The sequence below is a fragment of the Bacillus sp. BS3(2021) genome (assembly GCF_021043345.1).
Lineage (GTDB): Bacteria > Bacillota > Bacilli > Bacillales > Bacillaceae > Bacillus > Bacillus paralicheniformis.
In genome coordinates, this window is record NZ_JAJNDM010000001.1 from 351,420 (window position 1) to 374,805 (window position 23,386).

General features: G+C 46.1%; 21 protein-coding genes. 14 read left to right on the top strand and 7 right to left on the bottom strand.

Annotated features, from left to right (window positions below):
• Positions 1 to 27 precede the first annotated feature (27 nt).
• From LQ247_RS01690 to LQ247_RS01705, 4 genes are read left to right on the top strand one after another with little or no spacing between them, the layout of a single operon-like run.
• Positions 28 to 1,953, top strand: coding sequence for an ABC transporter ATP-binding protein (locus LQ247_RS01690; RefSeq protein ID WP_229129214.1), 1,926 nt, complete (start codon positions 28 to 30; stop codon positions 1,951 to 1,953).
• Complete coding sequence (locus LQ247_RS01695) at positions 1,947 to 3,755, top strand: ABC transporter ATP-binding protein (protein WP_095291383.1); 1,809 nt, start codon at positions 1,947 to 1,949, stop codon at positions 3,753 to 3,755. Before LQ247_RS01690 ends, LQ247_RS01695 begins: the two co-directional genes overlap by 7 nt.
• A gap of 11 nt (positions 3,756 to 3,766) precedes the next feature.
• Positions 3,767 to 4,222: a GNAT family N-acetyltransferase gene (locus LQ247_RS01700; protein ID WP_231005504.1), complete on the top strand. Its 456-nt coding sequence runs from the start codon at positions 3,767 to 3,769 to the stop codon at positions 4,220 to 4,222.
• A 17-nt stretch (positions 4,223 to 4,239) separates the two neighbouring features.
• Positions 4,240 to 5,439 (top strand): clostripain-related cysteine peptidase, encoded by a 1,200-nt coding sequence (locus tag LQ247_RS01705; protein WP_105981284.1) that lies wholly within the window; start codon positions 4,240 to 4,242, stop codon positions 5,437 to 5,439.
• 49 nt (positions 5,440 to 5,488) lie between these two features.
• Here LQ247_RS01705 and ywcE read toward each other — a convergent pair whose 3' ends face one another.
• Complete coding sequence (gene ywcE / locus LQ247_RS01710; RefSeq protein ID WP_020453353.1) at positions 5,489 to 5,749, bottom strand: spore morphogenesis/germination protein YwcE; 261 nt, start codon at positions 5,747 to 5,749, stop codon at positions 5,489 to 5,491.
• A 406-nt stretch (positions 5,750 to 6,155) separates the two neighbouring features.
• Positions 6,156 to 7,511: a YjiH family protein gene (locus LQ247_RS01715; protein WP_224146320.1), complete on the bottom strand. Its 1,356-nt coding sequence runs from the start codon at positions 7,509 to 7,511 to the stop codon at positions 6,156 to 6,158.
• Between the two features lie 279 nt (positions 7,512 to 7,790).
• On the opposite strand from LQ247_RS01715, the gene LQ247_RS01720 reads away from it, so the two are divergent.
• Complete coding sequence (locus LQ247_RS01720) at positions 7,791 to 8,975, top strand: FtsW/RodA/SpoVE family cell cycle protein (RefSeq protein ID WP_023857011.1); 1,185 nt, start codon at positions 7,791 to 7,793, stop codon at positions 8,973 to 8,975.
• A gap of 111 nt (positions 8,976 to 9,086) precedes the next feature.
• Positions 9,087 to 10,256: an FtsW/RodA/SpoVE family cell cycle protein gene (locus LQ247_RS01725; RefSeq protein ID WP_144497883.1), complete on the top strand. Its 1,170-nt coding sequence runs from the start codon at positions 9,087 to 9,089 to the stop codon at positions 10,254 to 10,256.
• Positions 10,257 to 10,281: 25 nt separating this feature from the next.
• Here the strand turns inward: LQ247_RS01725 and LQ247_RS01730 are convergent, their stop codons facing one another.
• Complete coding sequence (locus tag LQ247_RS01730) at positions 10,282 to 11,457, bottom strand: amidohydrolase (RefSeq protein WP_331000496.1); 1,176 nt, start codon at positions 11,455 to 11,457, stop codon at positions 10,282 to 10,284.
• A gap of 144 nt (positions 11,458 to 11,601) precedes the next feature.
• On the opposite strand from LQ247_RS01730, the gene nfsA reads away from it, so the two are divergent.
• On the top strand, positions 11,602 to 12,351 hold the full coding sequence (gene nfsA / locus LQ247_RS01735) for an oxygen-insensitive NADPH nitroreductase (protein WP_025810609.1): 750 nt from the start codon (positions 11,602 to 11,604) through the stop codon (positions 12,349 to 12,351).
• A gap of 28 nt (positions 12,352 to 12,379) precedes the next feature.
• Here nfsA and LQ247_RS01740 read toward each other — a convergent pair whose 3' ends face one another.
• Positions 12,380 to 12,517, bottom strand: a complete 138-nt coding sequence (locus LQ247_RS01740; RefSeq protein WP_023857015.1) for a hypothetical protein — start codon at positions 12,515 to 12,517, stop codon at positions 12,380 to 12,382.
• A gap of 87 nt (positions 12,518 to 12,604) precedes the next feature.
• Between LQ247_RS01740 and LQ247_RS01745 the strand changes: the two genes are divergently transcribed.
• Positions 12,605 to 13,612 carry an LLM class flavin-dependent oxidoreductase gene (locus LQ247_RS01745; protein ID WP_025810610.1) on the top strand — a complete coding sequence of 336 codons (1,008 nt, stop codon included), beginning with the start codon at positions 12,605 to 12,607 and terminating at the stop codon, positions 13,610 to 13,612.
• Here LQ247_RS01745 and LQ247_RS01750 read toward each other — a convergent pair.
• On the bottom strand, positions 13,609 to 13,857 hold the full coding sequence (locus LQ247_RS01750; protein WP_023857017.1) for a hypothetical protein: 249 nt from the start codon (positions 13,855 to 13,857) through the stop codon (positions 13,609 to 13,611). The genes LQ247_RS01745 and LQ247_RS01750 overlap by 4 nt on opposite strands.
• Before the next feature lie 123 nt (positions 13,858 to 13,980).
• On the bottom strand, positions 13,981 to 16,401 hold the full coding sequence (locus LQ247_RS01755) for a S8 family peptidase (protein WP_144497881.1): 2,421 nt from the start codon (positions 16,399 to 16,401) through the stop codon (positions 13,981 to 13,983).
• 482 nt (positions 16,402 to 16,883) lie between these two features.
• Here LQ247_RS01755 and LQ247_RS01760 point away from each other — a divergent pair, with 482 nt between their 5' ends.
• The 5 genes from LQ247_RS01760 (at position 16,884) to LQ247_RS01780 (ending at position 21,477) form a co-directional block, all read left to right on the top strand.
• Positions 16,884 to 17,174: a hypothetical protein gene (locus LQ247_RS01760; RefSeq protein WP_023857019.1), complete on the top strand. Its 291-nt coding sequence runs from the start codon at positions 16,884 to 16,886 to the stop codon at positions 17,172 to 17,174.
• 42 nt (positions 17,175 to 17,216) lie between these two features.
• Complete coding sequence (locus LQ247_RS01765; protein WP_023857020.1) at positions 17,217 to 18,047, top strand: PRD domain-containing protein; 831 nt, start codon at positions 17,217 to 17,219, stop codon at positions 18,045 to 18,047.
• Between the two features lie 245 nt (positions 18,048 to 18,292).
• A complete protein-coding gene (locus LQ247_RS01770) occupies positions 18,293 to 19,672 on the top strand; it encodes a sucrose-specific PTS transporter subunit IIBC (RefSeq protein WP_023857021.1) in 1,380 nt (459 codons plus the stop codon).
• An 18-nt stretch (positions 19,673 to 19,690) separates the two neighbouring features.
• Positions 19,691 to 21,127: a sucrose-6-phosphate hydrolase gene (locus tag LQ247_RS01775; protein ID WP_144497880.1), complete on the top strand. Its 1,437-nt coding sequence runs from the start codon at positions 19,691 to 19,693 to the stop codon at positions 21,125 to 21,127.
• A gap of 83 nt (positions 21,128 to 21,210) precedes the next feature.
• Positions 21,211 to 21,477, top strand: coding sequence for a hypothetical protein (locus LQ247_RS01780; protein WP_165389258.1), 267 nt, complete (start codon positions 21,211 to 21,213; stop codon positions 21,475 to 21,477).
• Positions 21,478 to 21,510: 33 nt separating this feature from the next.
• Here the strand turns inward: LQ247_RS01780 and LQ247_RS01785 are convergent, their stop codons facing one another.
• Positions 21,511 to 22,323, bottom strand: a complete 813-nt coding sequence (locus LQ247_RS01785; protein ID WP_020453339.1) for a bifunctional hydroxymethylpyrimidine kinase/phosphomethylpyrimidine kinase — start codon at positions 22,321 to 22,323, stop codon at positions 21,511 to 21,513.
• Positions 22,324 to 22,560: 237 nt separating this feature from the next.
• On the opposite strand from LQ247_RS01785, the gene LQ247_RS01790 reads away from it, so the two are divergent.
• Positions 22,561 to 23,379, top strand: coding sequence for a glycosyltransferase family 2 protein (locus tag LQ247_RS01790; RefSeq protein WP_020453338.1), 819 nt, complete (start codon positions 22,561 to 22,563; stop codon positions 23,377 to 23,379).
• The last annotated feature ends 7 nt before the right edge of the window (positions 23,380 to 23,386 follow it).

Consider the following 23,386-nt stretch of genomic DNA (forward strand, 5'->3'; position numbering starts at 1 on the left):
AAAATGAAGGTGAAGCATGTGTGGAAGATGAAGCATATTCAAGAGCCGCTGCAAACGGCGGGCCTGCTTGGGAAAATGGTCTGGAAATCCGGTCCGCGGCTGATGATTTGCATGGTTATCTTCATGCTGATCGAAGCCGGAGCACCTTTAATCCAATTGTACGCTTCAAAGCAAATGATCGACGGCATTGTCGAGCAGGAAGCGGTCATCTATGCGGAAATATGGGCTGTCATTTATGCGGGAAGCCTGGTCATGATCAGTGTCGTTAAATCATTGGAAAAATGGGTGAAGGCCATGCTTTCTGAGAGGTCGATGATCACAGTCAACAGTTTGTTAATCGACGCTTTTGACCGCATTCCGGGGATGCGTTTTTTTGAGGATCCAAAGTACAGGGACCGGCTGGAAACACTGCGGGATCGCTCGACATGGCTTCCTTCCCAATTCATTAATATCAGTTCGAACTTGGTGACAGCCGTTATGTCTTTGGCGGGCGTTGTTTTAATTATTGCCTATCTGTCGCCCGTTCTTGCTGTCATCCTCATTTTATCTACCGCTCCATTCGCTTTTGTCCATAATCATTACAATGAAATGGAGTGGGAATATCACAAGGATTACGCCCCTGTCAGAAGGAGGGCCGCATATGCTCGCCACATTCTGCTCGGGAGACGATCCGCCAAAGAAGTACGCCTGTTTGGCTTGGGATCTTTCTTTCTTGATTTATATCAATCTGCTTTTAAAGGCTTGTATTCTGTGCTGCGGAATATTCAAGTCAGAAGCGCGCGCTGGTCGGTTTTAACGGGTTTCTTATCGGGGGCGGGAACGGGTTTGGGGTACTTTTGGATTCTGTCCCAATCCCATTCAAACAGTTTTTCTGTGGGGGATATATCGTTGTACTTGGGGGCCGTGTTCCAATTATCAACGGCTCTCCGGGATATCGCCAAGGAAGGTGCAGATACGTTGGATATATGGAGAATGGGAAGAGACTTTTTTCTTTTTATGAACGCCGAAAAGGATATCAGGCTTCCTTCCAATGGCGAATCTCTCGGGGACGCAGGACCGCTGGCAGTCGAATTCAAAAATGTCACCTTCCGCTATCCTTTCAGAGAAGCGGCTGCCGGCTCCCGGGAAAATGAAGCTGATGTGAATGAGGAAGATTTGGATATGCTCGATGAGCTTGAAGATGAAGAAATGCGGGAACACGACGAGCAGCCTGAACCGAATGACATGCACACAGGCGATGTTCTAAATCGAATCAGCTTTTCAGTATCACCGGGAGAAAGAATTGCCATTGTAGGGGCGAATGGATCGGGGAAAACAACGCTCATCAAACTGCTCTGCCGTTTTTATGAATATGATGAGGGTGAGATTAAAGTGAACGGCAAAGACATCCGCAAGATCGATCTTCAAGAGCTGAGAAACAAGATGGCGGTCGTGTTTCAGGAATTTGGTAAGTACGAATTGTCACTCCGGTACAATATCGCGGTAGGCCGAACGGAAGCTTTAGGTGATGAAGAAAAACTTCGCGCCGCCGCCCGGTCCGCTAAGCTGGAACCAATCATCGAAGAGTTGCCTGAAGGGCTGGAAACAATGATCGGCCCTGAATGGGGGGGCACCGATTTTTCGGGAGGCCAATGGCAGCGGATTGCTTTAGCCAGATCGTTTATGAAAGATGCCGGACTTGTCATCTTGGACGAGCCGGCCGCATCTTTGGATATTCGGGCTGAGTATGATATTTTTCGGCAATTTCACAGCTTCACAGAGGGAAAAACGGTGATCATGATTTCCCATCGGTTCAGTACGGTAAAAATGGCTGACCGCATACTGGTTTTGAAAAACGGAAGAATTGCGGAAGAGGGAAGCCATCAGGAACTTATGGACAAGAACGGGGAATACAGCAGAATGTTCCGCATGCAGGCCAAATCGTTTCAGGGGAAGGATGAGGTATATTGCTGAAGTTTTGTTCCTTTTTCAAAAAGCTGCCTCAAACCGCTTCCATCATCTTTTATGGTTTATCGTTGTTTTGGCGCTGCGACCCTTTTAAGTCGGCTGTTCTATTTTTTATTACACTGCTGAATGCAATGCTCGGACCGCTCCTAGTCTGGCTGAGTGCAGAGGTGATCGATGAGATTGCACGGGCGCCGTTTGAGCTGTCTTCTTGGAATGCGCTTGTTTGGGCGGCCTTTGCATACATTGCTTTTACGCTGATCGTAGATGCCCTTCAGCCTGTGGCTGAAATGCAGAAAAGGCTCCTTACCGCCAAGCTCGAAGCTTATCTTGATGAAATGCTCATGAAAAAGGCAATTTCCATTCCTGATATCGCGGCTTTTGAAGACGCATCTTTTCATACCAATACACAAATCATCCGCTATAATGAATATTTTGTCACGATGTGGGTTTCCATCGTGTCTCAAACCTTCGGCGGAATGGTGATGATTGCAGCCAGCAGTTTACTGATCGGCATGTCTGCACCGTGGGTGCCGCTGCTGTTTCTCATATTGGCCGTTCCTAAACTGTACTGGGAGGCGAAATTAAACAACGCGACCTTTGAAGGACGGAAAGAGGTTCAGGAACTGAGACGGCGCGCGGAATATTATGCAGGTGTCCCTCTCATGTCTGAAACAGCCGGAGAGGTCAAGATATACAATCTTGTTCCTTTTTTTAAGTCTTTTTATAAAAACACCTCGATGGAGCTCCTCCATACGCTGTCCAACGATCAAAAAAAACTGGCGCTGTATCAGCTGTTCTGGTCGGTATTACAATCTTTGGCCGCAGGTGCCGTTCTGATTTACATCGTTCACCAGGCTTTTTATGGTCGGTTGTCCATCGGGGATGTGATGCTGTTTATCGGAGCCGCGGTTCAGTTCAACGAAGGAATCAATGAAATGTTCGCTGCGTTTGCGATCGGTGCAAGAGAAACGAGGCACCTCGGAAATGTTCATTCTTTTTTAAACAGCAAAAATGGCATGGAAAATGGGGAAACCGCGCCAGCTGTTCAAAAGGAACAAGGATTTACATGTGATCAAGTGGAATTTTCTTATGATGGAACCAAAACGGTTCTTGATATTCATAAGCTCGATATTCCATTGAATAAGACGACCGTTCTCGTGGGAGAAAACGGATCAGGCAAAAGCACACTCGTTAAATTGCTCCTGCGTTATTTTGATCCTAATCAAGGCACGATCTCTTATAATGGTTTACCGCTTTATAAGTATGATATTGAACATTACCGGTCAAATGCCGCGGCTGTGTTTCAGGATTTTTTACGGTACGAAATGACATTGAAATACAATATCGGCTTGGGCGACATTTCTTCTTGCACCGACTTGGCTAAAATAAAAAGTGCTTCGGCCTTCGGCGGAGTGGATCAGTTTTTACATAAGCTTGAAGACGGTTATGAAACAGAGCTTGGCAGACTGTTCGGCGGCAGGAATTTGTCGGGGGGAGAATGGCAGCGGATCGCCATATCCCGCGCATTTATGCGTGATGAGTCTGCCGACATTTTGATATTCGATGAACCCTCCTCTGCGCTGGATGTGTTTATTGAGGAAGAGATATTTGATAAGCTGCAAAAGCTGACGCAAGGCAAAACAGTCATTATTGTCTCGCACCGGTTAAGCACGGCCCGTTTTGCCGATCACATCGTATTTTTAGAAAAAGGAAGGGTAGCGGAGGCCGGCACCCATCAAGAATTGATGAAAAATCAGGCCCAGTATGCAGAGCTGTATCGCCTGCAGGCTGAAAAATACGCGCAGTAAAGGAGAAAACAATGAGCAGTATAGAAGAACTACGTCTGTTTCGAAAAGAAAATATTGAATGGCTGCAGACTTGGTTTGAGGATGCAGAAGTGAAAAGGCGGCTGGAAGGGATGATGCCGCTTGACGAGTGGTTCAATTTTGCAGACGGGAATGAAAACTACCGGGTATGGGCGGCTTTAGAGGACGGCAAGCCTGTCGGCGTTGTCATGGTTGAAGTTGAGGAGGACTTGACCGGGAACATTGCCCTTGTAGTCGATCCGTTTTTGCGCGGAGAGGGATATGGAAAAGCGCTCATCAAAAGGACGATGGCATTGCCGGAAATGAGCCGGATCAACAAATGGTTTGCCGGAATTGAAGAGGATAACGAGAGGTGCTTAGCGTGCTTCCGATCCGTTGGATATTCATTAGAACATGAACAGCCGGACGAGGACGGCTACTACTCTCTTATTTATTTCCCGGAATCTTAAATAAGGAGCATAAGAAGATGAACTTGATCAAATGGATTGTGGTTTCCGTTATTTCAGTCGCCTTTTTTCAGCCGGCATCAGCCGCTCTATTAAAAGAAAAAGACGACTACACTATTCTTGTATATATGATTGGTTCTGACATGGAAAGCGATTTTCATATGGCAAGCGATGACATTCAGGAAATGATGGATGCGCGTTCATCTTCAAACGTCAATGTCGTTCTTCAGACAGGAGGAGCAAAAAAATGGGCGAACCCGTCGATCAGTCACAAGGTGAATCAGAGGTGGAAAGTCGAACATCAGAAGCTGGCGCCCCTCGAAAATATCGGGAAGACAAATATGGACAGTCCCGGCTCCGTCACAGATTTTATCACATGGGGAGTCAAAACATACCCGGCTAAAAAATATGTATTGATCTTCTGGGGGCATGGGCTTGGCTCCGTTGACGGCTACGGGGGAGACGAAAACTTCGGCAATAAAAAAATGAAAATAAGCGAGCTCCAGTCGGGAATCAAAAAGGCCTATGAACATACGAAGCAAAAGTTTGATTTAATCGGTTTTGACAACTGTAAAATGGCCGGGATTGAAACGGCATATGCCTTGAGGGATTATGGAAAGTACATGCTGGCTTCAGTCGACTATACGAATCAAAACGGCTGGGATTACAAATATGCGCTGCAGTCTGTTCAAGACGACCCTTCAATCGATCCGAAAGAGCTTGGCAGGGAAATCGCGGCAGGCTACATAAAGCAGTCAAAAGAAAACGGTGAAACAGAAGACCTGCAGCAGTCTTTAATTCAATTGAACCGCGTCAAAGACGCTGTCGATGCCATCGACAGGTTGAGCTTAAGCATGAACCGGGCATTGAAAGAGCCGGATGGAAAGCGCCTGCTTCACTACGCTCGTCTCGCAGCCGAAGATTATGCAGATGAATCGGATATGGTTGATTTGGCGGATCTGTCAAGCTTGATCGGCCAGCAGATCGGAGCTGAGAAAGAAGCGAAAGAGGTCGTAAAATCCGTCAAAAAGGCTGTCATCATGAACATCAAGTCTCCTGAGCACCCGAGAGGAAGCGGCATGTCCGTTTATTATCCGGCCAGAGACAACCAAAAGCGGTTTGCAGAAAAATCAAAAATATACAACCTGCTTGATTTCAGCGGCCGGTATCAAACATTCATCAAAGATTACTCCCATTCAGCATTTAACTTTGATCTATAATGGTGTCTCTTACAGCAAAAAAAGCGCCGGCGGAACAACCGGCACTTTTTTATCGGCTCATGTGCTTTCGAATCAATGGAAGTCCGTAAATGATGAAAGCGGCGACATGGGCGATGACAACGTTGAGAATAAAGAGTACGATCATGAGAGAGTGTCCTGTAGGAGAAAGGCTGCTGGTCATGTAGAAAAAGAAGAAGACCCACATTAAAATGATTGGCGGAATAGAAGAAATTGCGACCTTTTTGTTGTCCAGCCATAAAAATAAAGGAGTGGCGCTTGCGATCAGCAAGTAAGCGAAAAACATATCCATGCGTTTTCAGCCCCTTTCAATAATGATAGCGCTGCCAAAAAAGCGGAATGAAACAACAATTGTGTCTAATTGGAGAATATTTTGTGAACATTCTGTTACATTTATTATACCACGTTCTTCGAAAAATGATACATACTGGAAAGCATTTTCCGCTCCAACTATCGGCTCAATTTTCGCGGCGATTCAATAGGACATAAAGGATGAAGGAGAGAAAATGCGTGGAGGAAATTGATCCTGCAAAAGTTAGCCAAGACCTCGCGTTCCCTATACGAAACCGGCAGGATTCCGGAAACGAAGAGGAAGTGACAGGCTGGACCGCACGATAAGGCCGCAGCCCCCTTGGATCAACGACTTTTTCTAAACAAAAAAGGCTCTCGGCATTTGGCGCCGAGAGCCTCTTATTTGTCTAAAAAATAAAGTGGGCGCACAGTACGATGACAGGCAGCGTAATCAGCGTCCGAACGAGAAAAATCAAGACGAGGTCAAGGAATGTCACCGGAATTTTGGAACCGAGCAAAAGACCGCCGACTTCCGACATGTAGATTAATTGTGTAACCGATACACAGGCGATGATGAACCTGGTCATTTCACTTTCAATCCCGCTTCCGAGCACAGACGGAAGGAACATGTCGGCAAACCCGACAACAAGCGTTTGTGAGGCCTCGGCGGCTTCAGGAACCTGGAGCAGTTCGAGAAGGGGAATGAACGGCAGCCCGAGCCATTTGAAAACAGGCGTATATTCAGCGACAATCAGTGCGGCTGTGCCGAGGGCCATGACGACGGGAGCGACGCCCATCCACATATCGAGCACGTTTTTGGCTCCGTCCTGCAAGAAATCTTTGACGCTTGTATTTTGTTTTGCTTTTGCGACAGCACGGCTGAGTCCCCATTGGAATGGAGTGTATCCTTCGGGAATCTCCTCTTGATCCTGATCCGCTTGGTCTGTAATATAAGTATCAGCCTTTCTTGATAAAGGCGGAATCCGCGGGCTGATCACCGCGGCTACGGCACCCGCCAGCAATATCGTCAAATAAAACGGAACGAACATATGGGCAAGGTCAACCTGTGAAATAATCACGAGGCAAAACGTGATGGAGACGACTGAGAAAGTCGTGCCGATGACGGCGGCCTCACGCTTCGTGTAGAATCCTTCTTCATACTGCTTGCTTGTCAGGAGCACGCCGATCGTGCCGTCGCCGAGCCATGAAGCCATACAATCGATCGATGACCGTCCCGGCAGCTTAAAGACAGGCCTCATCAGCTTTTTCATCAAAGCGCCGCACAGCTCGAGCAAGCCGAAGTTCAACAGAAAAGGCAGCAACAGGCCTGCAAACAAAAAGACGGAGAAAAGAACGGGCAGCAAGCTGAATAATAATGTTCCGCCTGTACTGTCGGCATATACCGCTTCAGGGCCGATCTTAAAGTATGCCATCACTGCGAAAATCATGCCGAACAGGCGGACGATATACCAAAATAAAGATACATTCAGCAAGTTATAGAAAAACTCGCTTTTTTTAATGAAAGCCGGATGAAAGGTTTTGGTGATAAAGGTTAAGATAAATGTTGCGGTTACGATGACCGTCATGATTAACGGCAATTGCTGCTGAAGCAGCTTCTGCAATGCATTTGAAAAGACAGCAATTGGAATCGTTAAATTTCCTTCGATTTTAACGGGAATCATAAACAGAATAATTCCGATAAGCGAAGGGACCAAAAATTTTATGAGATCAAGCCGTTTACGCTTTTGAAGTGCTTTATCCAAAATGAAAAACTCCTTATGAATTGGTGATTCTGTATCGCTTCTGCCGGAGGCAAAAGTTTAATTTTATGCAACATTACTCATTTTAATACAAAACAATCAAAAATCAATGAATTTATCACATTCGACAATAGTTGGAAAAATCCTTTAAAATAGAATAGGAATTTGTTCGCAATAAAATCGAAACATTTTATTCTTTTGTACGTCATATCATTTGTGAGGAAGCGGATGCCGTCTTCCTGGATTATTTCATCGTGTCATATTATAAGGGCGGGATTTCGAATGAGTCAGAAAAAGAATATTACAAATCCCTTTTATCAGGGGGATTTGATTTTTGTCTATATTGTCTTTTTTATCATAAGCGTTGTGGCTGTGTACGCCGCTCAGCAGTTTAATCAATATAATGAACCCTTTGCGATGAAACAGTCCCTTTACTATTTGCTGGGGGCCTTTATCATCATCGTGTTTCTTTATTTTGATTTGGAGCAGCTTGAAAAGCTCAGCTTTTATTTTTATCTGCTCGGGATTTTGATGCTGATCGTGTTAAAGTTCAGTCCGGCATATATCGGATCATACAGGTTTGCGCCGGTCATCAACGGTGCCAAAAGCTGGTTTATGCTTCCCGGGTTTACGCTGCAGCCGTCGGAATTCATGAAAATCGGGCTGATCATGTATTTGGCTTCCTTCATGTCGAAAAACGGGCCTGTCGGCAAGCGTACGTTGAAAGAAGACTGCATCTTTCTGCTGAAAATCGCCGGTATTATCATTGTTCCGTTCGGCTTGATTTTAGAACAGGATACGGGTACAGCCGGAATCGTCGCGTTTGTCATTCTTGTGATGGTATTCCTGTCGGGCGTGAACTGGAAATTGATTTCTCTCATCTTCGGAACGGGTCTTACAGTCATTGTTTTGATTTTGTTTGTCATTATCAAATTTCCCGATGTCGCGGGAGCACTCGGGGTTGAACAATACCAAATCAACCGTGTCATGACCTGGGTCAATCCGAGCGAACAGAATGCCGACGATAAAATGCAGGTCGAAAGGGCGCAGCTGGCGATCGGTTCGGGGAAAGTATTCGGAAATGGTGTAAGCGATCTTCAAGTCTATGTACCTGAGGCGCAAACAGACTTTATTTTTGCCGTCATCGGCGAGAGCTTCGGGTTTGTCGGATGCACTTTTGTTGTCATTATGTTTTTCTTCTTAATTTACCGGCTTGTCGTGCTCATAGACCGAATACATCCGTTCAGCAGGTTTGCCTCATTTTTCTGTGCGGGCTTTACCGCTTTAATTGTCATTCATACCTTTCAAAATATCGGAATGAATATCGGCATTATGCCAGTGACCGGCGTCCCGCTGCTTTTGGTCAGCTATGGAGGAAGCTCAGTCGTAGCAACCTTGATCGGCTTCGCGGTTGTCTACAATTCAAGCTGCCAGTTAACAAAGTATCAAAGCTATATGTTCAAATAACAGCCTGATGCATGCAGGCTGTTATTTTATTCACCCTTTTTCGCAATGTGAACGGTTGTTCATGTTATAATGAAAGTTAGTGCTTTTGATGAAGAAATAAGGCGGGGTACAATGGGTCAGAAGAAAAATACGACAAGTCCCTATTATCAGGGAGATTTGATTTTTATATTAGCCATGTTCTTTTTAATCAGTGTGATCGCTGTTTACGCTGCAGAGCCGTCTTTTTCACTGAAGGGCTATCCGGCAAAGCAATTGTTCTTTTATCTGCTCGGCATTTCGGTGATCGTCGGCTTTCTCTATTTTGATCTAGAGCAGCTTGAAAAATTCAGCATATACATATATCTATTCGGCATCTTGTCATTGATCGTGTTAAAGTTCAGTCCAACGTCGATCGCACCGATTATCAAAGGAGCGAAAAGCTGGTTTCAATTTGGTTCGGTCACGCTGCAGCCGTCGGAATTTATGAAAATCGGTCTGATTATGATGCTGGCTTCGGTGATTTCCAAAGCAAGTCCGAAAGGCTCGCGCACGATGCAGGAGGATGTTCACCTTTTGCTGAAAATCGCAGGGGTATCTGCGGTTCCGGTCGGTTTGATTTTAATGCAGGACGCCGGTACGGCCGGTATCTGCATGTTCTTTGTCGCCGTTATGGTGTTTTTATCAGGTGTAAACTGGAAGCTGATTTCGATTGTGGCGGGGTCAGGAATCACCCTCGTACTGCTCGTTCTGTTTTTGGTGATCAATTTTCCGGAGTTTTCGAAGGATACGCTGCACATCCAGCAATATCAGATCAACCGGGTGATGACATGGGTCGATTCGAGCCAGCAGGACGCGAACGATACGTATCAGACCGAAAAGGCCGTTACGGCGATCGGCTCTGGAGAAATCTTCGGAACGGGTATGAACAATTTGAAAGTCTACGTTCCTGAAGGCCAAACCGATTTCATCTTTGCCGTCATCGGGGAAAGTTTCGGTTTTATTGGCTGTACTTTTGTCGTCATCCTGTTTTTCCTTTTCATTTACCGGCTTGTCGTACTGATCGATAAGATACATCCTTATAATAAGTTTGCGTCATTTTTCTGTGTCGGGTATACGGCGCTGATCGTCATCCATACATTCCAAAATATCGGAATGAACGTCGGACTGATGCCGGTTACGGGCGTTCCCCTTCTGTTCATCAGCTACGGAGGGAGCTCTGTGTTGTCTGCTTTGATCGGCTATGCGATCGTTTATAACGCCAGCTGCCAGCTGACAAAATATAAAGGGTATATGTTTAAGTAAAAAAGACAGCCGAATCAGGCTGTCTTTAATCTTGGTTTAAAAATGCGAGAGCTGCCGACACAAGAATTTTCGCCGCGTTCAGCATGCCTTTTTCATCGATATCAAACAGCGGGTGATGGTGCGGGTAAACGGCTCCAGTCTGCGGATTGCCCGCGCCGGTAAAAAAGAATGATCCAGGGACATGTTCTAGATAATAAGAGAAATCTTCGCCGATCATATTCGGTTCGAGTTCGATGACGGCTTCAGGGCCGACGACGCGTTTTGCACATTGGCGGACGATGTCCGTTTCTTTTTCATGGTTGACGACAGGCGGGTAGCCTTTTTCATAATCGAGTGAAAATGAAGCGCCGTTGCTGTCGCAGACGCCCTTGATGACGCGTTCCATCTCGGCGATGATCGTCTCTTGGACATGCTTTGAAAAGGTGCGGACCGTTCCTTCAATGACCGCTTCTTCGGCGATGACGTTAAACGCCTGGCCTGAATGAAACGTTCCGATCGACAAGACGGCTGCTTCCGTCGGATCGATTCTGCGGCTGACGATTTGCTGGAGATGGTTGACGACTGAGGCTCCTGTTATTAAAGCATCTGTCGTTAAGTGAGGCGCGCCTCCGTGTCCGCCCCGCCCGGATATCGTGACTTTAAATTTATCAGCGGCTGCCATAATCGGGCCTGATGTAACACCGACTTGACCGACGGGCATCGGAGCCCAGATGTGGGTGCCGAAAATGGCATCCACGCCTTCGAGACAGCCGGCTTCAATCATCGGCTTGGCGCCGCCTGGTGTGACCTCTTCACCGAATTGATGGATCAGCACGACATTTCCTTTCAAGTCTTTTTGATGCTTTGCCAGGGCTTTTGCGGCTGTGAGGAGAGCCGACGTGTGAGCATCGTGTCCGCAAGCGTGCATGACGCCGGGGACAGTCGACCGGTACGGAACATTTTTTTGATCCTGTAATGGCAGAGCGTCGAAATCGGCTCTCAAGGCGACCGTCTTGCCGGGGCGGCCGCCTTTAATATGACCGACGACCCCTTGTCCGCCGACATTTGTTCTCACGTCAATCTCGAGGTTTTCCAAGTAATTTGCAATGGTGCGCGGTGTATTGACCTCGAGGTGGGAAAGCTCCGGATATTGGTGAAAATGTCTCCTGAGTTCGATCATTTCCGGATATAATGCATCTAATTCTTCAATTACAGACTTCACCGTCATCTCCCTTTCCGCTTCAAAAATTGTAAGACGATTCTATCATTTTACCATATGAAATTGAATCCATCTGCAGTCCGCCAAACCGTTTTGCTTTAGGGAAAAGCAGATATTGGATATGATAAAGGTTGAGGAGGTAAAAGGATGAATAAAACGATTGAAACAATTTTAAATCACCGTTCGATCAGGTCTTTTACAGATCAGCTCCTGACCGAAGAAGAGATTCGCCTGCTTGTGGAGAGCGCTCAAAGCGCATCGACGTCCAGCTATATTCAAGCTTATTCAATCATCGGTGTCACCGACCCGGACAAGAAGCGCAAGCTTGCGGAATTGGCCGGAAATCAGCCATATGTTGAAAAAAACGGCCATCTGTTTGTATTTTGCGCAGACCTTTACCGGCATGACAAAATGGCCCGGGAAAAGGGTGTAGATATCACAGCTTCTCTTGAAGGGACGGAGACCTTTATGGTCAGCGTCATCGATGCAGCTCTTGCCGCTCAAAATATGTCAATAGCGGCCGAATCAATGGGCCTCGGCATCTGCTATATCGGCGGGATTCGCAATAACTTGAACGAAGTCTCCGGGCTTCTGGAAACACCTGAATACGTTCTGCCGCTGTTCGGGCTTGTCGTCGGCCATCCGGCCAACCTGTCGGATAAAAAGCCGCGTCTGCCGCTTGATCACATTTATCATGAAAATGCCTATCAAGCGGACGAAGCCGAGTTTAAAAAACATATGTCCGCATATGACGAAACGATTTCAAACTATTATCAAAAGCGGACAGACGGCAAACGGTCTGACAAATGGACAGACCAGATCACCGGCAGCCTCAAAAAGCCACCGCGTGCGTATATGAATGAATTCGTTAAAGGAAAAGGTTTGAACAAAAGGTAAGGAACGTCCCCTCCGACTCGGAGGGGACTTATCTTGTCAGCATGTATTGAAGAAAAAGATAAAACATCAGCCAAAAGGGAAGACTGAAAAGGATTCCGAATAAACAGCCTTTTGCAAAGCGTTCTTCTACGACTGGCGGGTGCGTTTTTTGCTTCGTCTCATTCATCAGTATTAGGAGCTCCTTTAGGTTTATCCATGATACTATTATTTCTTTTTGCGCAGGAAAAGTAAACGAAGACTTGGGGTGAAAAAGATGTTGTCATTAAGCATACTTGATCAGACTCCCGTTTCTGAAGGAAGCACACCTGAACAGGCTTTACAGCATACGGTGGAGCTCGCGCAAGCGGCGGAGCGCCTCGGATACAAGAGATTTTGGGTTTCCGAGCACCATTTTTCAAGAAACTTGGCAGGATCAAGTCCGGAGGTTCTGATCGGTTATCTTGCGGCTAAAACAGAGAAGATCCGTATAGGATCCGGCGGCGTCATGCTTCCCCATTACAGCGCCTACAAGGTGGCAGAAAACTTCCGCGTCTTGGAAGGACTTGCGCCCGGAAGGATTGATCTCGGTGTCGGACGTGCTCCGGGAGGGATGCCGATCGCTTCCATGGCTCTTCAAAATGGAGGAAGACGGATGACTGACCAATATCCCGAACAAATTCAGGATCTCGTCACATATTTACACGATCAGGCCGATGAACACCACCGCTTTCCCAACTTGATCGCATCGCCGAACGTGGCCGCAGCGCCCGCTGTCTGGCTGCTCGGCTCCTCAGGGGAAAGCGCGAGGCTTGCCGCCCAAACAGGGGCATCGTATACATTTGCCCAATTTATTAACGGCGAAGGCGGAGAAGAGGCGGCCAGACTTTACAAAGAGAGGTTCGAACCTTCTGTATTGGGTGAACAGCCAAACGTGATCATTGCTGTATTTGTGATTTGCGCTGAGACAGAAGAGAAAGCGGAGAACCTTGCAAAAAGCTTGGATTTCTCTTTATTAGCCAATGAACAGGGGATAGTGACCGAAGGCTTTCCATCATTGGAAACGGCGCTGTCATATCAATATTCTCCTTATGAAAGAAAGAGAGTGGAAGACAATCGAAAACGGATGGTCATCGGGACGCCGCGGCAGGTGAAGGAACAGCTGCTTGAACTGGCCGGCGCTTACGGAACGGATGAAATCATGGCGGTGACGATCACCCACGATTTTCAAGACAGGCTGGAATCTTACCGGCTGCTGGCCGAAGCGTTTCATCAGTCAATTTAACGTTTTTGCTGAAAAAAATCGAGAAAATGGCGGATCGGGAAAAGAATAAACAGAATGCATATGTATAAAGCGGTAAACAGCCAGCTGAGCGGAACGAGGATGACGGTATCGACGGTTTGCTCCGTTGCTTTTTGAAAAGGCTTGGGCTCGCGCTTCTGCAGGTTGACGGCGAAGTACAAAATCGTGAAAAATATAAAGCAGACAATAAGGAAGGATAAGCCGAATAATACGATAAAAGAAAGCATATATACGATGTCCTCCGATTGCTTTTTTCACGTTTTGAAGAGAAGGGAGAGCTTCTCCTGAACGCATTATCCGTATTTTAACATATAAAAGCCTTGTTGAGTGGTTCTCAACAAGGCTTGTCATTATTCGACGATAAAAGGGTCTTCCGTCAGAATGTAGCTTGATTTTCCTTTGGCGGACGCATAGGCTAGCATATAGTATTTTCCGGACTTAAGGGTTGCGGCGTCATTGATTTTGCCGTTCCATTGATAAGATTGATAGCCTTTGCCTTGGTTTTTATAAACGCCGGCCTGCCCGAGAAGGTTCAGATTTTCATCATAGACGAGAAATGCGAGCTCTTCAGCCCCGCCCGGCAGGTAGGCTTCGATCGTGTAAGCACCCTGCTTTGCCCCCGGTTCAACCGTTACGGATGTGACGCGCGGGTAGTCAGGCTCTTTGACGATCAACAGGAGCGGAATTTCGGCGACTTTTCTGCCTCCTTCACGGACGTAAACCGTGCCTTCATATGTGCCTGCTTTCGTTTTGGCGGAATTGACGGTTACTTTTGCCGTTGCTTTACCTGTTTGATGGGCCGGTACCACGACTCGTTCCGTTCCTGATACCGTGATGCCCGCTCCTTTAAAGGAGTATTCGAGCTGATAGGCTTTTCTGAATGAAGAAAGGTTTTCAATTGTGAACGCTTGTTTTTTCGTTTGTTTTCCTTTGTCTTTCAGGAACGTTCCGTATGAGTGGCTGCCCGGCGTTACAATTGATGAAGCATGAAGGGCCTCGATGATGCGGATGCTGCCCGCTCCTTGCGTATTGTGAGGGAGAGGCTTTCCGTTTTCATCCGTCAATTTTTCCGCCGTATTCATCAGCACGCCTTTGATTTGCTCTGGCGTCCAATCCGGTTTGGCCTGCTTTAATAGGGCTGCCGTTCCCGCGACATGCGGGGAAGCCATGCTTGTACCCTGCTTTGAACCGTAACCGTGAGGGTTTTTCGGATCGTGGGTCGGAATGGTGCTGACGATATTGACGCCTGGCGCTGAAACGTCAGGTTTAATCATCCATGTATCCATGACAGGTCCGCGTGACGAGAAGGAGGCAATCGTTTCCCCGAGCTTTTTGTCCAATTTGAAAGAAAAGACAGCAGAGCGTTCCCCTTCTTTGATCTGCTGAACAAGCTTTTCGCCCTCTTCTTTCGACAATTTGACAGTCGGTACGGCCATCCCCATAACGTTGGCCTCGATTTCCCCTGTTACATTATTGTAAATCACGGCTCCGACAGCGCCGGCGTTTTTGGCGTTTTCGGCCTTATCCACAAATGGAATGACGCCTCTCTGGATAACCGCTACTTTTCCTTTCACATCTTTGCCTTTGAAATCGTCAGCTTGTCCGATGCCGGCTTCAACAAGTTCCACGTCTTGACCGTTCAAAGCTTCAAGATCTTTTTCCTCCTGGTATCCCATCACTTTTGCTGACGAATACGAAGGAAGCCTCACAGAATATTCATTATATGGAAGCTGCGAGGCGCCGACGGAAATCGCATCTCTTGAAGTTCCCGGCGAGCCGACCGTCCAGTTTTCCGGTCCGCTGTTTCCGTTTGACGTAACGGCGACAACTCCTTCGGCCATCGCCCAGTCCAGTGCGATGCTTGTTGCATAATCAGGGCTGTTCAGTGAATTGCCCAATGAGAGGTTCATCACTTTTGCTCCGTCCGCGACGGCTTTTTCAATGCCTGCAATCACGTTCTCGGTTGTTCCTGAGCCGCCGGGGCCGAGCACACGGTAAGCAAGAAGCGTTGCTTCAGGCGCCACCCCTTTAATCTGACCGTTCGCGGCGATGGTCCCCGCAACATGGGTGCCGTGATCAGTCGCTTCTCCGCGCGGGTCGCCTGCCGGTGTTTCTTGTGGATCATAGTCATTATCCACAAAGTCATACCCCTTATATGGGCCGAAATTTTTCTTTAAGTCAGGATGTGTGTAATCCACACCCGTGTCAATGACAGCTACCTTAATGCCTTTACCGGTATAGCCTGATTTCCATGCCTGATCTGCTCCGATGTACGGTGCACTTTTATCCATCTGTGGATAAATGGCATCCGCTGCAAGTGTCACGTCTTTTCCTTTTATGCTGTCAGGTTTGTAAGCTGCGTTCGGATAAACCGCTTTTACTTCCTTGACGGCGAGCAGCTTCGGAATTTCACTGGCCGGCAGTTTCATTGAAAAACCCGAAAATACACGGTCGTATTCGCGGTTTATTTTCGCTTTTTTGAGTGTTTTCAGCGCACTGTTTTTCGCTTTGCTGCGAGCGATTTTTAAAGAAGCTTTCGTTTGCTTTTCCCCATCCGCTTTTGCTTCGGCAAGCGACTTTTCTTTCAGCTCCACAATAACTGTTGTCTGTTTATCAGACGTCACATCAATATCACCGTAGATTTCAGCTTTCTCAAGTTCAGGCGACTTTTGATCGGGAACGGATGTTGCCTGCACTCCGGTGAGGAATGTGGATAACGAAAATAATAGAATAAAAGCCATGACGAAATAGCGCATGATACTTTTTCTCAATCTGTTTTCCCCCTTACGGATAAATGGTTTCTTTGTAATCCTTAGAGTTTCGAACTTTTAAAATATTCTCTCAGTTTCAAAAGAATCCTTCTATATATAGAAATAATTTTCAAAGATTCAATGTATTGGAGTGGATGTCTTTAGATTTATGCACAATTTACTGTGTATAAGTGAATAAACTTGTGTATAGATATTGTAGGGAATATACGTTCTTATACTAAATGTTGAATAAATATGTGGATATGTGGATATACCCTGTGGGTAATATGTGTTTATCCTTAGGATAAGCTGTGAGTAAGTTACATTCATGGTTTGTTTCCGTTGAATCATGCGTTTCCATCAGTTTTCAACAAAACTTCTAAAAACTAGAATCATTTTGCACACACATTGTGACAAACATTTTCATTTTGCTGGGATAAGATAGAGCAAGAAAGTTTAATAGAGTTGCTAGTTTTACCACAACGAAACTGGAGGGGATCGGTATGAAAGGTTTGATATCATTTTTAAAATTATGGACGGCCGTGCTGCTGAATGCGGTGGTGCCTGTCAGAGAGACTCAAATGAAGGTGATGGCGTTCGCCGGCGGTACATATCAGGCTGCCGATGCTTATCAGGCAGGCGGCTTTTCGGAAAAAAGAGAAGAATCAACAGAGCGGATGTCGGGCTGTAAGAGAGCGATGCCCGGCAGTTTTACGACAGAACCCAACCGGGCTGTTTGCCAAAAAGCGGTGAAGAGGGTAAGAGCCGGACCAACTCTTTACACGGGAACTTAAACAAGGTAAAATCCCACTCATAACGGGAAGTGGGTGACGGCTTTGAAAATCTATAAAGTATTGAACAACAATGCAGCAATCATAAAGGAGGATGGTCAAGAAAAAATTGTCATGGGGCCTGGTATCGCTTTTCAAAAAGGCAAAAACGATACCATTCCAAGAAACAAGGTAGAAAAAATTTTTACCATTCATGAAGAAAATGAAAAGTTTAAACAAATCCTCGAAACACTTCCGGAAGAACATATTGAAGCTGCCGAAGAGATCATCAGCTATGCGGAAGGGCGGCTGTCCGCACCGTTGAGTGATCATATCCACATCGCCCTTGTGGATCATTTGTCATTTGCGATCGAGCGAGTCCGCAAAGGATTCGTCATTCAAAATAAATTATTAAATGAAATCAAAGCGCTTTATAAAAAAGAATATGAGATCGGACTCTGGGCAATCGATTTGGTCAAAGAAAAATTGAAAGTCGAATTGCCTGATGATGAAGCGGGTTATATTGCGCTGCATATTCATACCGCAAAAATGGATGCGGAAAACATGCAGAAGACGCTTAAATACACGAACATCATCAAAGAATTGATAGAAAAAATCGAATGCTGTTTCAATCAGAAGATTGACGAAAACAGCATCTCATATCAGCGTCTTGTCACGCATCTCAGGTATGCCATCAACAGGCTGGAATCAAATGAAGCGTTTCATGTCATGGACGATGACATGCTTTATTTCATCCGGAAAAAGTATCCTGAAAGCTACCAGTGTGCGGCAGGGCTGGCGGATTACGTGAAAACTGAATATGATCTTCATCTTCCGGAATCGGAAGTCGGATATATTACGCTGCATGTCCAGCGTTTAAATGATTCCTATAGGTAATACCGCCTGATAACGCGCGATCAGGCTTTTTTAGGTCGATTTTCACAGAAAATAAAAAAGTAGTTGACGAAAGCGTTATCACATAATAAAATGAAAGCGTATTAAAAAATAAATACCGGGGATTGTGACTGGTAAAGCAGGCAAGACCTAAAATTTGCTAGATGAATGGGGAGAATCTATCCGCCATTCGTTGGTGAATTTTAGGTCTTTTCTGCTTTTTTTTTAAAAAAAAAGGAGGAGTCATCATGAATCACAAAGAAATCGCCGTACGTCTTATACAGCTTCTTGGCGGAGAAGATAATGTCATCAGTGCAGCTCATTGTGCGACAAGGCTTCGTTTGGTGATCAAGGACGAAGCGAAAATCGACCAGGAAAAGGTCGAAGAGCTGGAAGGTGTAAAAGGAGCCTTTTCGAGCTCTGGCCAATACCAGATTATTTTCGGAACAGGACTTGTTAATAAAGTGTATGAACAGTTTGCTAAAGAGCTGAATCTTGATCAAAAGGAAACGGTTCAGCACAGCGATGCCGCAAAGGGAAAAATGAATCCTTTAGCGCGATTCGCGAAAACGCTGTCAAATATTTTCGTGCCCATCATCCCGGCCATTGTTGCAAGCGGTTTATTAATGGGGCTGTTGGGGATGATGAAGGCATTTCAGTGGGTCGATCCTGATGCAGCGCTGTATAAAATGCTTGATATGTTCTCAAGCGCGGCATTTATTATCCTTCCGATCTTGATCGGTGTCAGTGCTGCGAAAGAATTTGGCAGCAATCCTTACCTAGGGGCTGTACTTGGAGGAATTTTAATTCACCCGAGCTTGTTCAATCCTTGGGGATTGGCAACTGCATCACCGGATGTGATGAACTTTTACGGGCTCAAAATTGAGATGCTGGGCTATCAAGGAACCGTTGTTCCAATTTTGCTTGCCGTGTATGTGATGAGTAAAATCGAAAAAGGCGTAAGAAAAATTGTTCCAAACGCGATCGATCTTTTAGTGACACCGTTTGTCACGATTATTTCAACGGGATTTATTGCCTTTATCGCAATCGGTCCTTTAGGAAGAATGCTTGGTACAGGGATCACGAACGTTTTAACTTATGTGTATGATCTTGCCGGACCTGTTGCCGGACTGATTTTCGGAGGAACATACTCGCTGATCGTTTTAACTGGTGTTCACCACAGTTTCCACGCGATTGAGGCCGGCCTTATCGCTGATATCGGCAGGAACTACCTGCTTCCGATCTGGTCTATGTCCAATGTCGCCCAAGGCGGGGCCGGACTTGCCGTATTCTTTTTGGCAAAGCGCGCAAAAACAAAAGAAATCGCTTTACCTGCTGCTTTCTCTTCTTTTCTCGGCATTACCGAACCTGTTATTTTCGGTGTTAACCTCCGTTACCGCAAGCCGTTTATCGCGGCAATGGCCGGTGGAGCGCTCGGTGCTGCATACGTTGTCTTTATGAATGTTGCGGCAAACGCCTACGGTTTGACGGGAATACCGATGATTGCGATTGTTGCTCCGCTTGGAATGGGCAACCTGATCCATTATTTAATCGGAATGGCGATCTCTGTGTCTGTCGCGTTTATCACAGCCTTTATCTTAGGAATTAATGAAGACGAGAAAAAGTGACGGAAGGAGGGGAAAACGATGAATCAAGATCAGGAGCTTCGTCAAAAGGCAATAAACCGGGTTGAAGAATACCGGGATATTGTAAATCTTGATCCCTATCGGCTGCATTATCACATCATGCCTCCTGTCGGACTGCTGAATGATCCGAACGGGTTCATTCAGTGGAAGGGAGTTTACCATCTTTTTTATCAGTGGATGCCTTTTAAAACGGGGCACGGTGCAAAGCTGTGGGGGCACTACTCTTCAACAGATCTCGTGAACTGGCGGCATGAAGAGATCGCCCTCACGCCGAGCGACTGGTTTGATAAAAACGGCTGTTATTCAGGAAGCGCGATCGCTGAAAATGATGTGCTCCACCTGTTTTATACGGGGAATGTCAGAGACGACGAGGGAAATAGGGAGACCTATCAATGTCTCGCCGTCTCGAAAGACGGCATCTCGTTTGAAAAACAGGGGGTTGTTGCAAGGCTTCCGAAAGGATACACGGCTCATTTCCGCGATCCGAAAGTATGGAAAAAGAATGGCAGCTGGTACATGGTGCTCGGCGCCCAGACTGAAAAACTTGAGGGCAGAGCCGTTCTGCTTCAATCGGATAATTTGAAAGACTGGCAGTTCCTTGGCGACATCACAGGTTCAAATACAGATCAGCTCGGGGAATTCGGCTATATGTGGGAATGCCCTGACATGTTCGAACTAAACGGCAAAGACGTCTTAATTGTCTGTCCGCAAGGCCTTGAAGCAAAAGAGATGCGCTACCAAAACGTCTATCAGTCAGGTTATTTTGTCGGTGAATTGAACGAGCAGAAACCGGGTTTTACACACGGAGACTTTGAAGAGCTTGACCGCGGCTTTGATTTTTATGCGCCGCAGACGACAAAAGACGAATCAGGCCGGAGGATACTGGTTGCCTGGATGGGTGTTCCAGACCAGGATGAACAGAGCCAGCCGACGATTCAGCATCAATGGGTGCACTGTATGACATTGCCGAGGGAACTGCATTTGCAAAACGATAAAATCGTTCAAAAACCGGTCGCGGAGCTTAGAACGCTCCGCCAAAACGAAAAACGCGCAGCAATATCACTTAATCAAGGCACCGAAAAACTGGACATTGTTCAACCGGACAAAACCGAGCTTTTCATCAGCCCGCAACTTATTGAAGACAGCTTTGAGATTTCCTTCAGGGGTGCCGCGCGACTCATTTACAATAAAGCTGACGGCATCATAACTTTGGAAAGAAACAGCTATGTTGATGAAAGAACGGAAGCCAGACATTGTCGTTTGCATGAGCTCCGCGATTTAAACATCTTTTTAGACGCGTCTGCGATTGAAATCTTCGTCAATGGGGGAGAGGAAGTCTTTACGGCAAGATATTTTCCTTACCCGGGAAATAATGATGTTTGGATCGGTGCCAGAAAAGAAATCATAGTGAATGTAACATCCTGGACGGTCGCATAAAGGGAGCGGTTTGCTATTTTCTGTACAATCCCTTTATGATATGCTTTTTTTAGAGAGAGTGCAGTGAAAAAGGGGTTGTTTTTTTGGATCAAAACCAGCAGAAGTTGACAGCTGTGCGTTTGAAAAAAATGGCGGATCATATTGAGGATACGAGAGAGGAATACAATGGTTTGCTCCTTCAGATGAAGAAGCTGATCGGCGGTATTGAAGATAAAACAATTCCGGATGATGAAGAAATACAAAAGAAACTTCAAGACACTTATGAACAAATGAAAGAATATGCTCTTTTTGTGGAATCGATCGAGACTTTCTTAAGATCATCTGCAAGAACGATCAAACGCGAAAGCTAAATAAAAGCCAGCCCCTTTTAATGGGGCTGGCTTTTATTTGCCACTGAGCCGTAAAGCGGAGTGCTTCGTCGGCCCGACGTATTGATTCAAACGGAATGATTCGCGGATGGCTTCCGTAATAAATGTTTTTGCAGAATAAATGGCTTCTTTTACATTTGAACCTTTGGCGAGTTCAGCCGTAATCGCTGCGGAATAGGTGCAGCCCGCCCCGTGCGTGTATGGAGTTTCAATTCTTTCTCCTTCGATGACTTCTGCATCCCGGCCGTCAAATAATACATCTACCGCTTTTTCGTGATTCAGTTTGCCTCCTCCTGTAATGAGGACGTGTTCAGCGCCGAGGCCGTGAATGACTTTTGCCGCTTCCTTCATTTGCTCAACCGTTTTAATTTCTCCAAGTCCGCTGAGCTGGCCGGCTTCAAAAAGGTTTGGCGTAATGACCGTGGCAAGCGGAGCCAAAAGCTCTCTTAAAGCCTTTGCGTGTTCGGGATACAGCACTTCATTTGCTCCTTTACATACCATAACGGGATCAATGACGACATTTTTCATGCTGTGCTTCTTGATTGTGTCTGCCGCCAATTCAATGATATCAACGGTCGGAAGCATGCCCGTTTTCATCGCATCTACCCCGATGCCGTCCACAATCGTCGACAGCTGGGCGCGGATGACTTCTGTATCAACTGGGAATACCTGGTGATTCCAGTTGTTCTCAGGATCCATGGCGACAACAACCGTAAGGGCCGTCATTCCATAGACGTTCTTTTCTTGGAACGTTTTTAAGTCCGCCTGAATGCCGGCGCCTCCGCTTGAGTCAGAGCCGGCGATTGTCAGTGCTTTGTGCATTGTCATGTTCAGTCAATCCTCCACGATAAGAGATTCCATCCAAAGTTGGTTTATTACTTATTATAGACAGCTTTTCGCAAGATCACAATGAAATGGCTGCCGCTTTATAGTGCAGCGGTCCTCTGCCAAATTTCGTGAATGGATTGGCATAAAAAACCAAACCATCTTTTGATCCATGTGAAATTATTCGCATTATGATTTAATATGTTTAGAATGAAATAAGAAGGAGCGTATATCACAAATATGAACATATCTATCGTAGTTGTCACGCACAACCGGGTCACCGCTTTGTGCGAATTGCTTGAATCCATTACAAAACAGTCTGTTGCACCGTTTGAAGTCATTATTGTTAATGATGCCGGGGAGAGCGTCGACTTTGTTGAGCGCCTTTATTCAGACCTTCCGATCAGAGTTATCCATCTGAAAGAAAACGTGAAGCATGTAAAAGCGAGAAATATAGGGGTGAAAGAAGCTTCCGGAGATGTTATTATGCTGTGTGATGATGATGATTTTTTCACTCCGTGCCATATGGAAAGAATGTTGAATGCGCTGGAGACCGCCGATTTTGTTTATTCGGATGCTGAGATTGTGTCTTTCGAAGAAAAAGAGGATAAAAGAATTCCGACAAGCCGTTATCTTTTTGCGTATTCCTTTAACTTGGATGAAATGAGGAAGTTTTCTACATATGTTCCTTCAGGGAGTATGTACAAACGGTCTCTTCATGACGAGATCGGCTATTTTGATCCTGCTGTCCACAATTATTGGGATTGGGACTTTTTCCTGAGAGCAGCTGAGCGCTTTCGCGTGAAAAGGGTTCCTTTTGCAAGCGTCATCTATGCGTTTTCAGATCAGGGTGACAACCAATCCGGAGATCTTGGCGGAATGAGACAGTATTATTTGGATGTCTTGAGTGAAAAGCATCAGCTTGGCAAGCTTCCGACAAAGAACTTTTTCGTACTTCTCGAAGAACCTGCTATGAAAAAAAGGGAAGCGGAAAGCGAAATCGTCTGGGACGGAAAACCGGTCGCATCCAGGCTTTCCGCTGCAAGACAATTGAGTTAAGGAGGCC

Excerpts from the sequence above, each read along its gene's own strand:
- LQ247_RS01690 (WP_229129214.1), top strand. The coding sequence starts at position 28 with ATGAAGCATATTCAAGAGCCGCTGCAAACGGCGGGCCTGCTTGGGAAA.
- LQ247_RS01700 (WP_231005504.1), top strand. The coding sequence starts at position 3,767 with ATGAGCAGTATAGAAGAACTACGTCTGTTTCGAAAAGAAAATATTGAA.
- LQ247_RS01705 (WP_105981284.1), top strand. The coding sequence starts at position 4,240 with ATGAACTTGATCAAATGGATTGTGGTTTCCGTTATTTCAGTCGCCTTT.
- ywcE (WP_020453353.1), bottom strand. The coding sequence starts at position 5,749 with ATGGATATGTTTTTCGCTTACTTGCTGATCGCAAGCGCCACTCCTTTA.
- LQ247_RS01720 (WP_023857011.1), top strand. The coding sequence starts at position 7,791 with ATGAGTCAGAAAAAGAATATTACAAATCCCTTTTATCAGGGGGATTTG.
- LQ247_RS01725 (WP_144497883.1), top strand. The coding sequence starts at position 9,087 with ATGGGTCAGAAGAAAAATACGACAAGTCCCTATTATCAGGGAGATTTG.
- nfsA (WP_025810609.1), top strand. The coding sequence starts at position 11,602 with ATGAATAAAACGATTGAAACAATTTTAAATCACCGTTCGATCAGGTCT.
- LQ247_RS01740 (WP_023857015.1), bottom strand. The coding sequence starts at position 12,517 with ATGAATGAGACGAAGCAAAAAACGCACCCGCCAGTCGTAGAAGAACGC.
- LQ247_RS01745 (WP_025810610.1), top strand. The coding sequence starts at position 12,605 with ATGTTGTCATTAAGCATACTTGATCAGACTCCCGTTTCTGAAGGAAGC.
- LQ247_RS01750 (WP_023857017.1), bottom strand. The coding sequence starts at position 13,857 with ATGCTTTCTTTTATCGTATTATTCGGCTTATCCTTCCTTATTGTCTGC.
- LQ247_RS01760 (WP_023857019.1), top strand. The coding sequence starts at position 16,884 with ATGAAAGGTTTGATATCATTTTTAAAATTATGGACGGCCGTGCTGCTG.
- LQ247_RS01770 (WP_023857021.1), top strand. The coding sequence starts at position 18,293 with ATGAATCACAAAGAAATCGCCGTACGTCTTATACAGCTTCTTGGCGGA.
- LQ247_RS01775 (WP_144497880.1), top strand. The coding sequence starts at position 19,691 with ATGAATCAAGATCAGGAGCTTCGTCAAAAGGCAATAAACCGGGTTGAA.
- LQ247_RS01785 (WP_020453339.1), bottom strand. The coding sequence starts at position 22,323 with ATGACAATGCACAAAGCACTGACAATCGCCGGCTCTGACTCAAGCGGA.
- LQ247_RS01790 (WP_020453338.1), top strand. The coding sequence starts at position 22,561 with ATGAACATATCTATCGTAGTTGTCACGCACAACCGGGTCACCGCTTTG.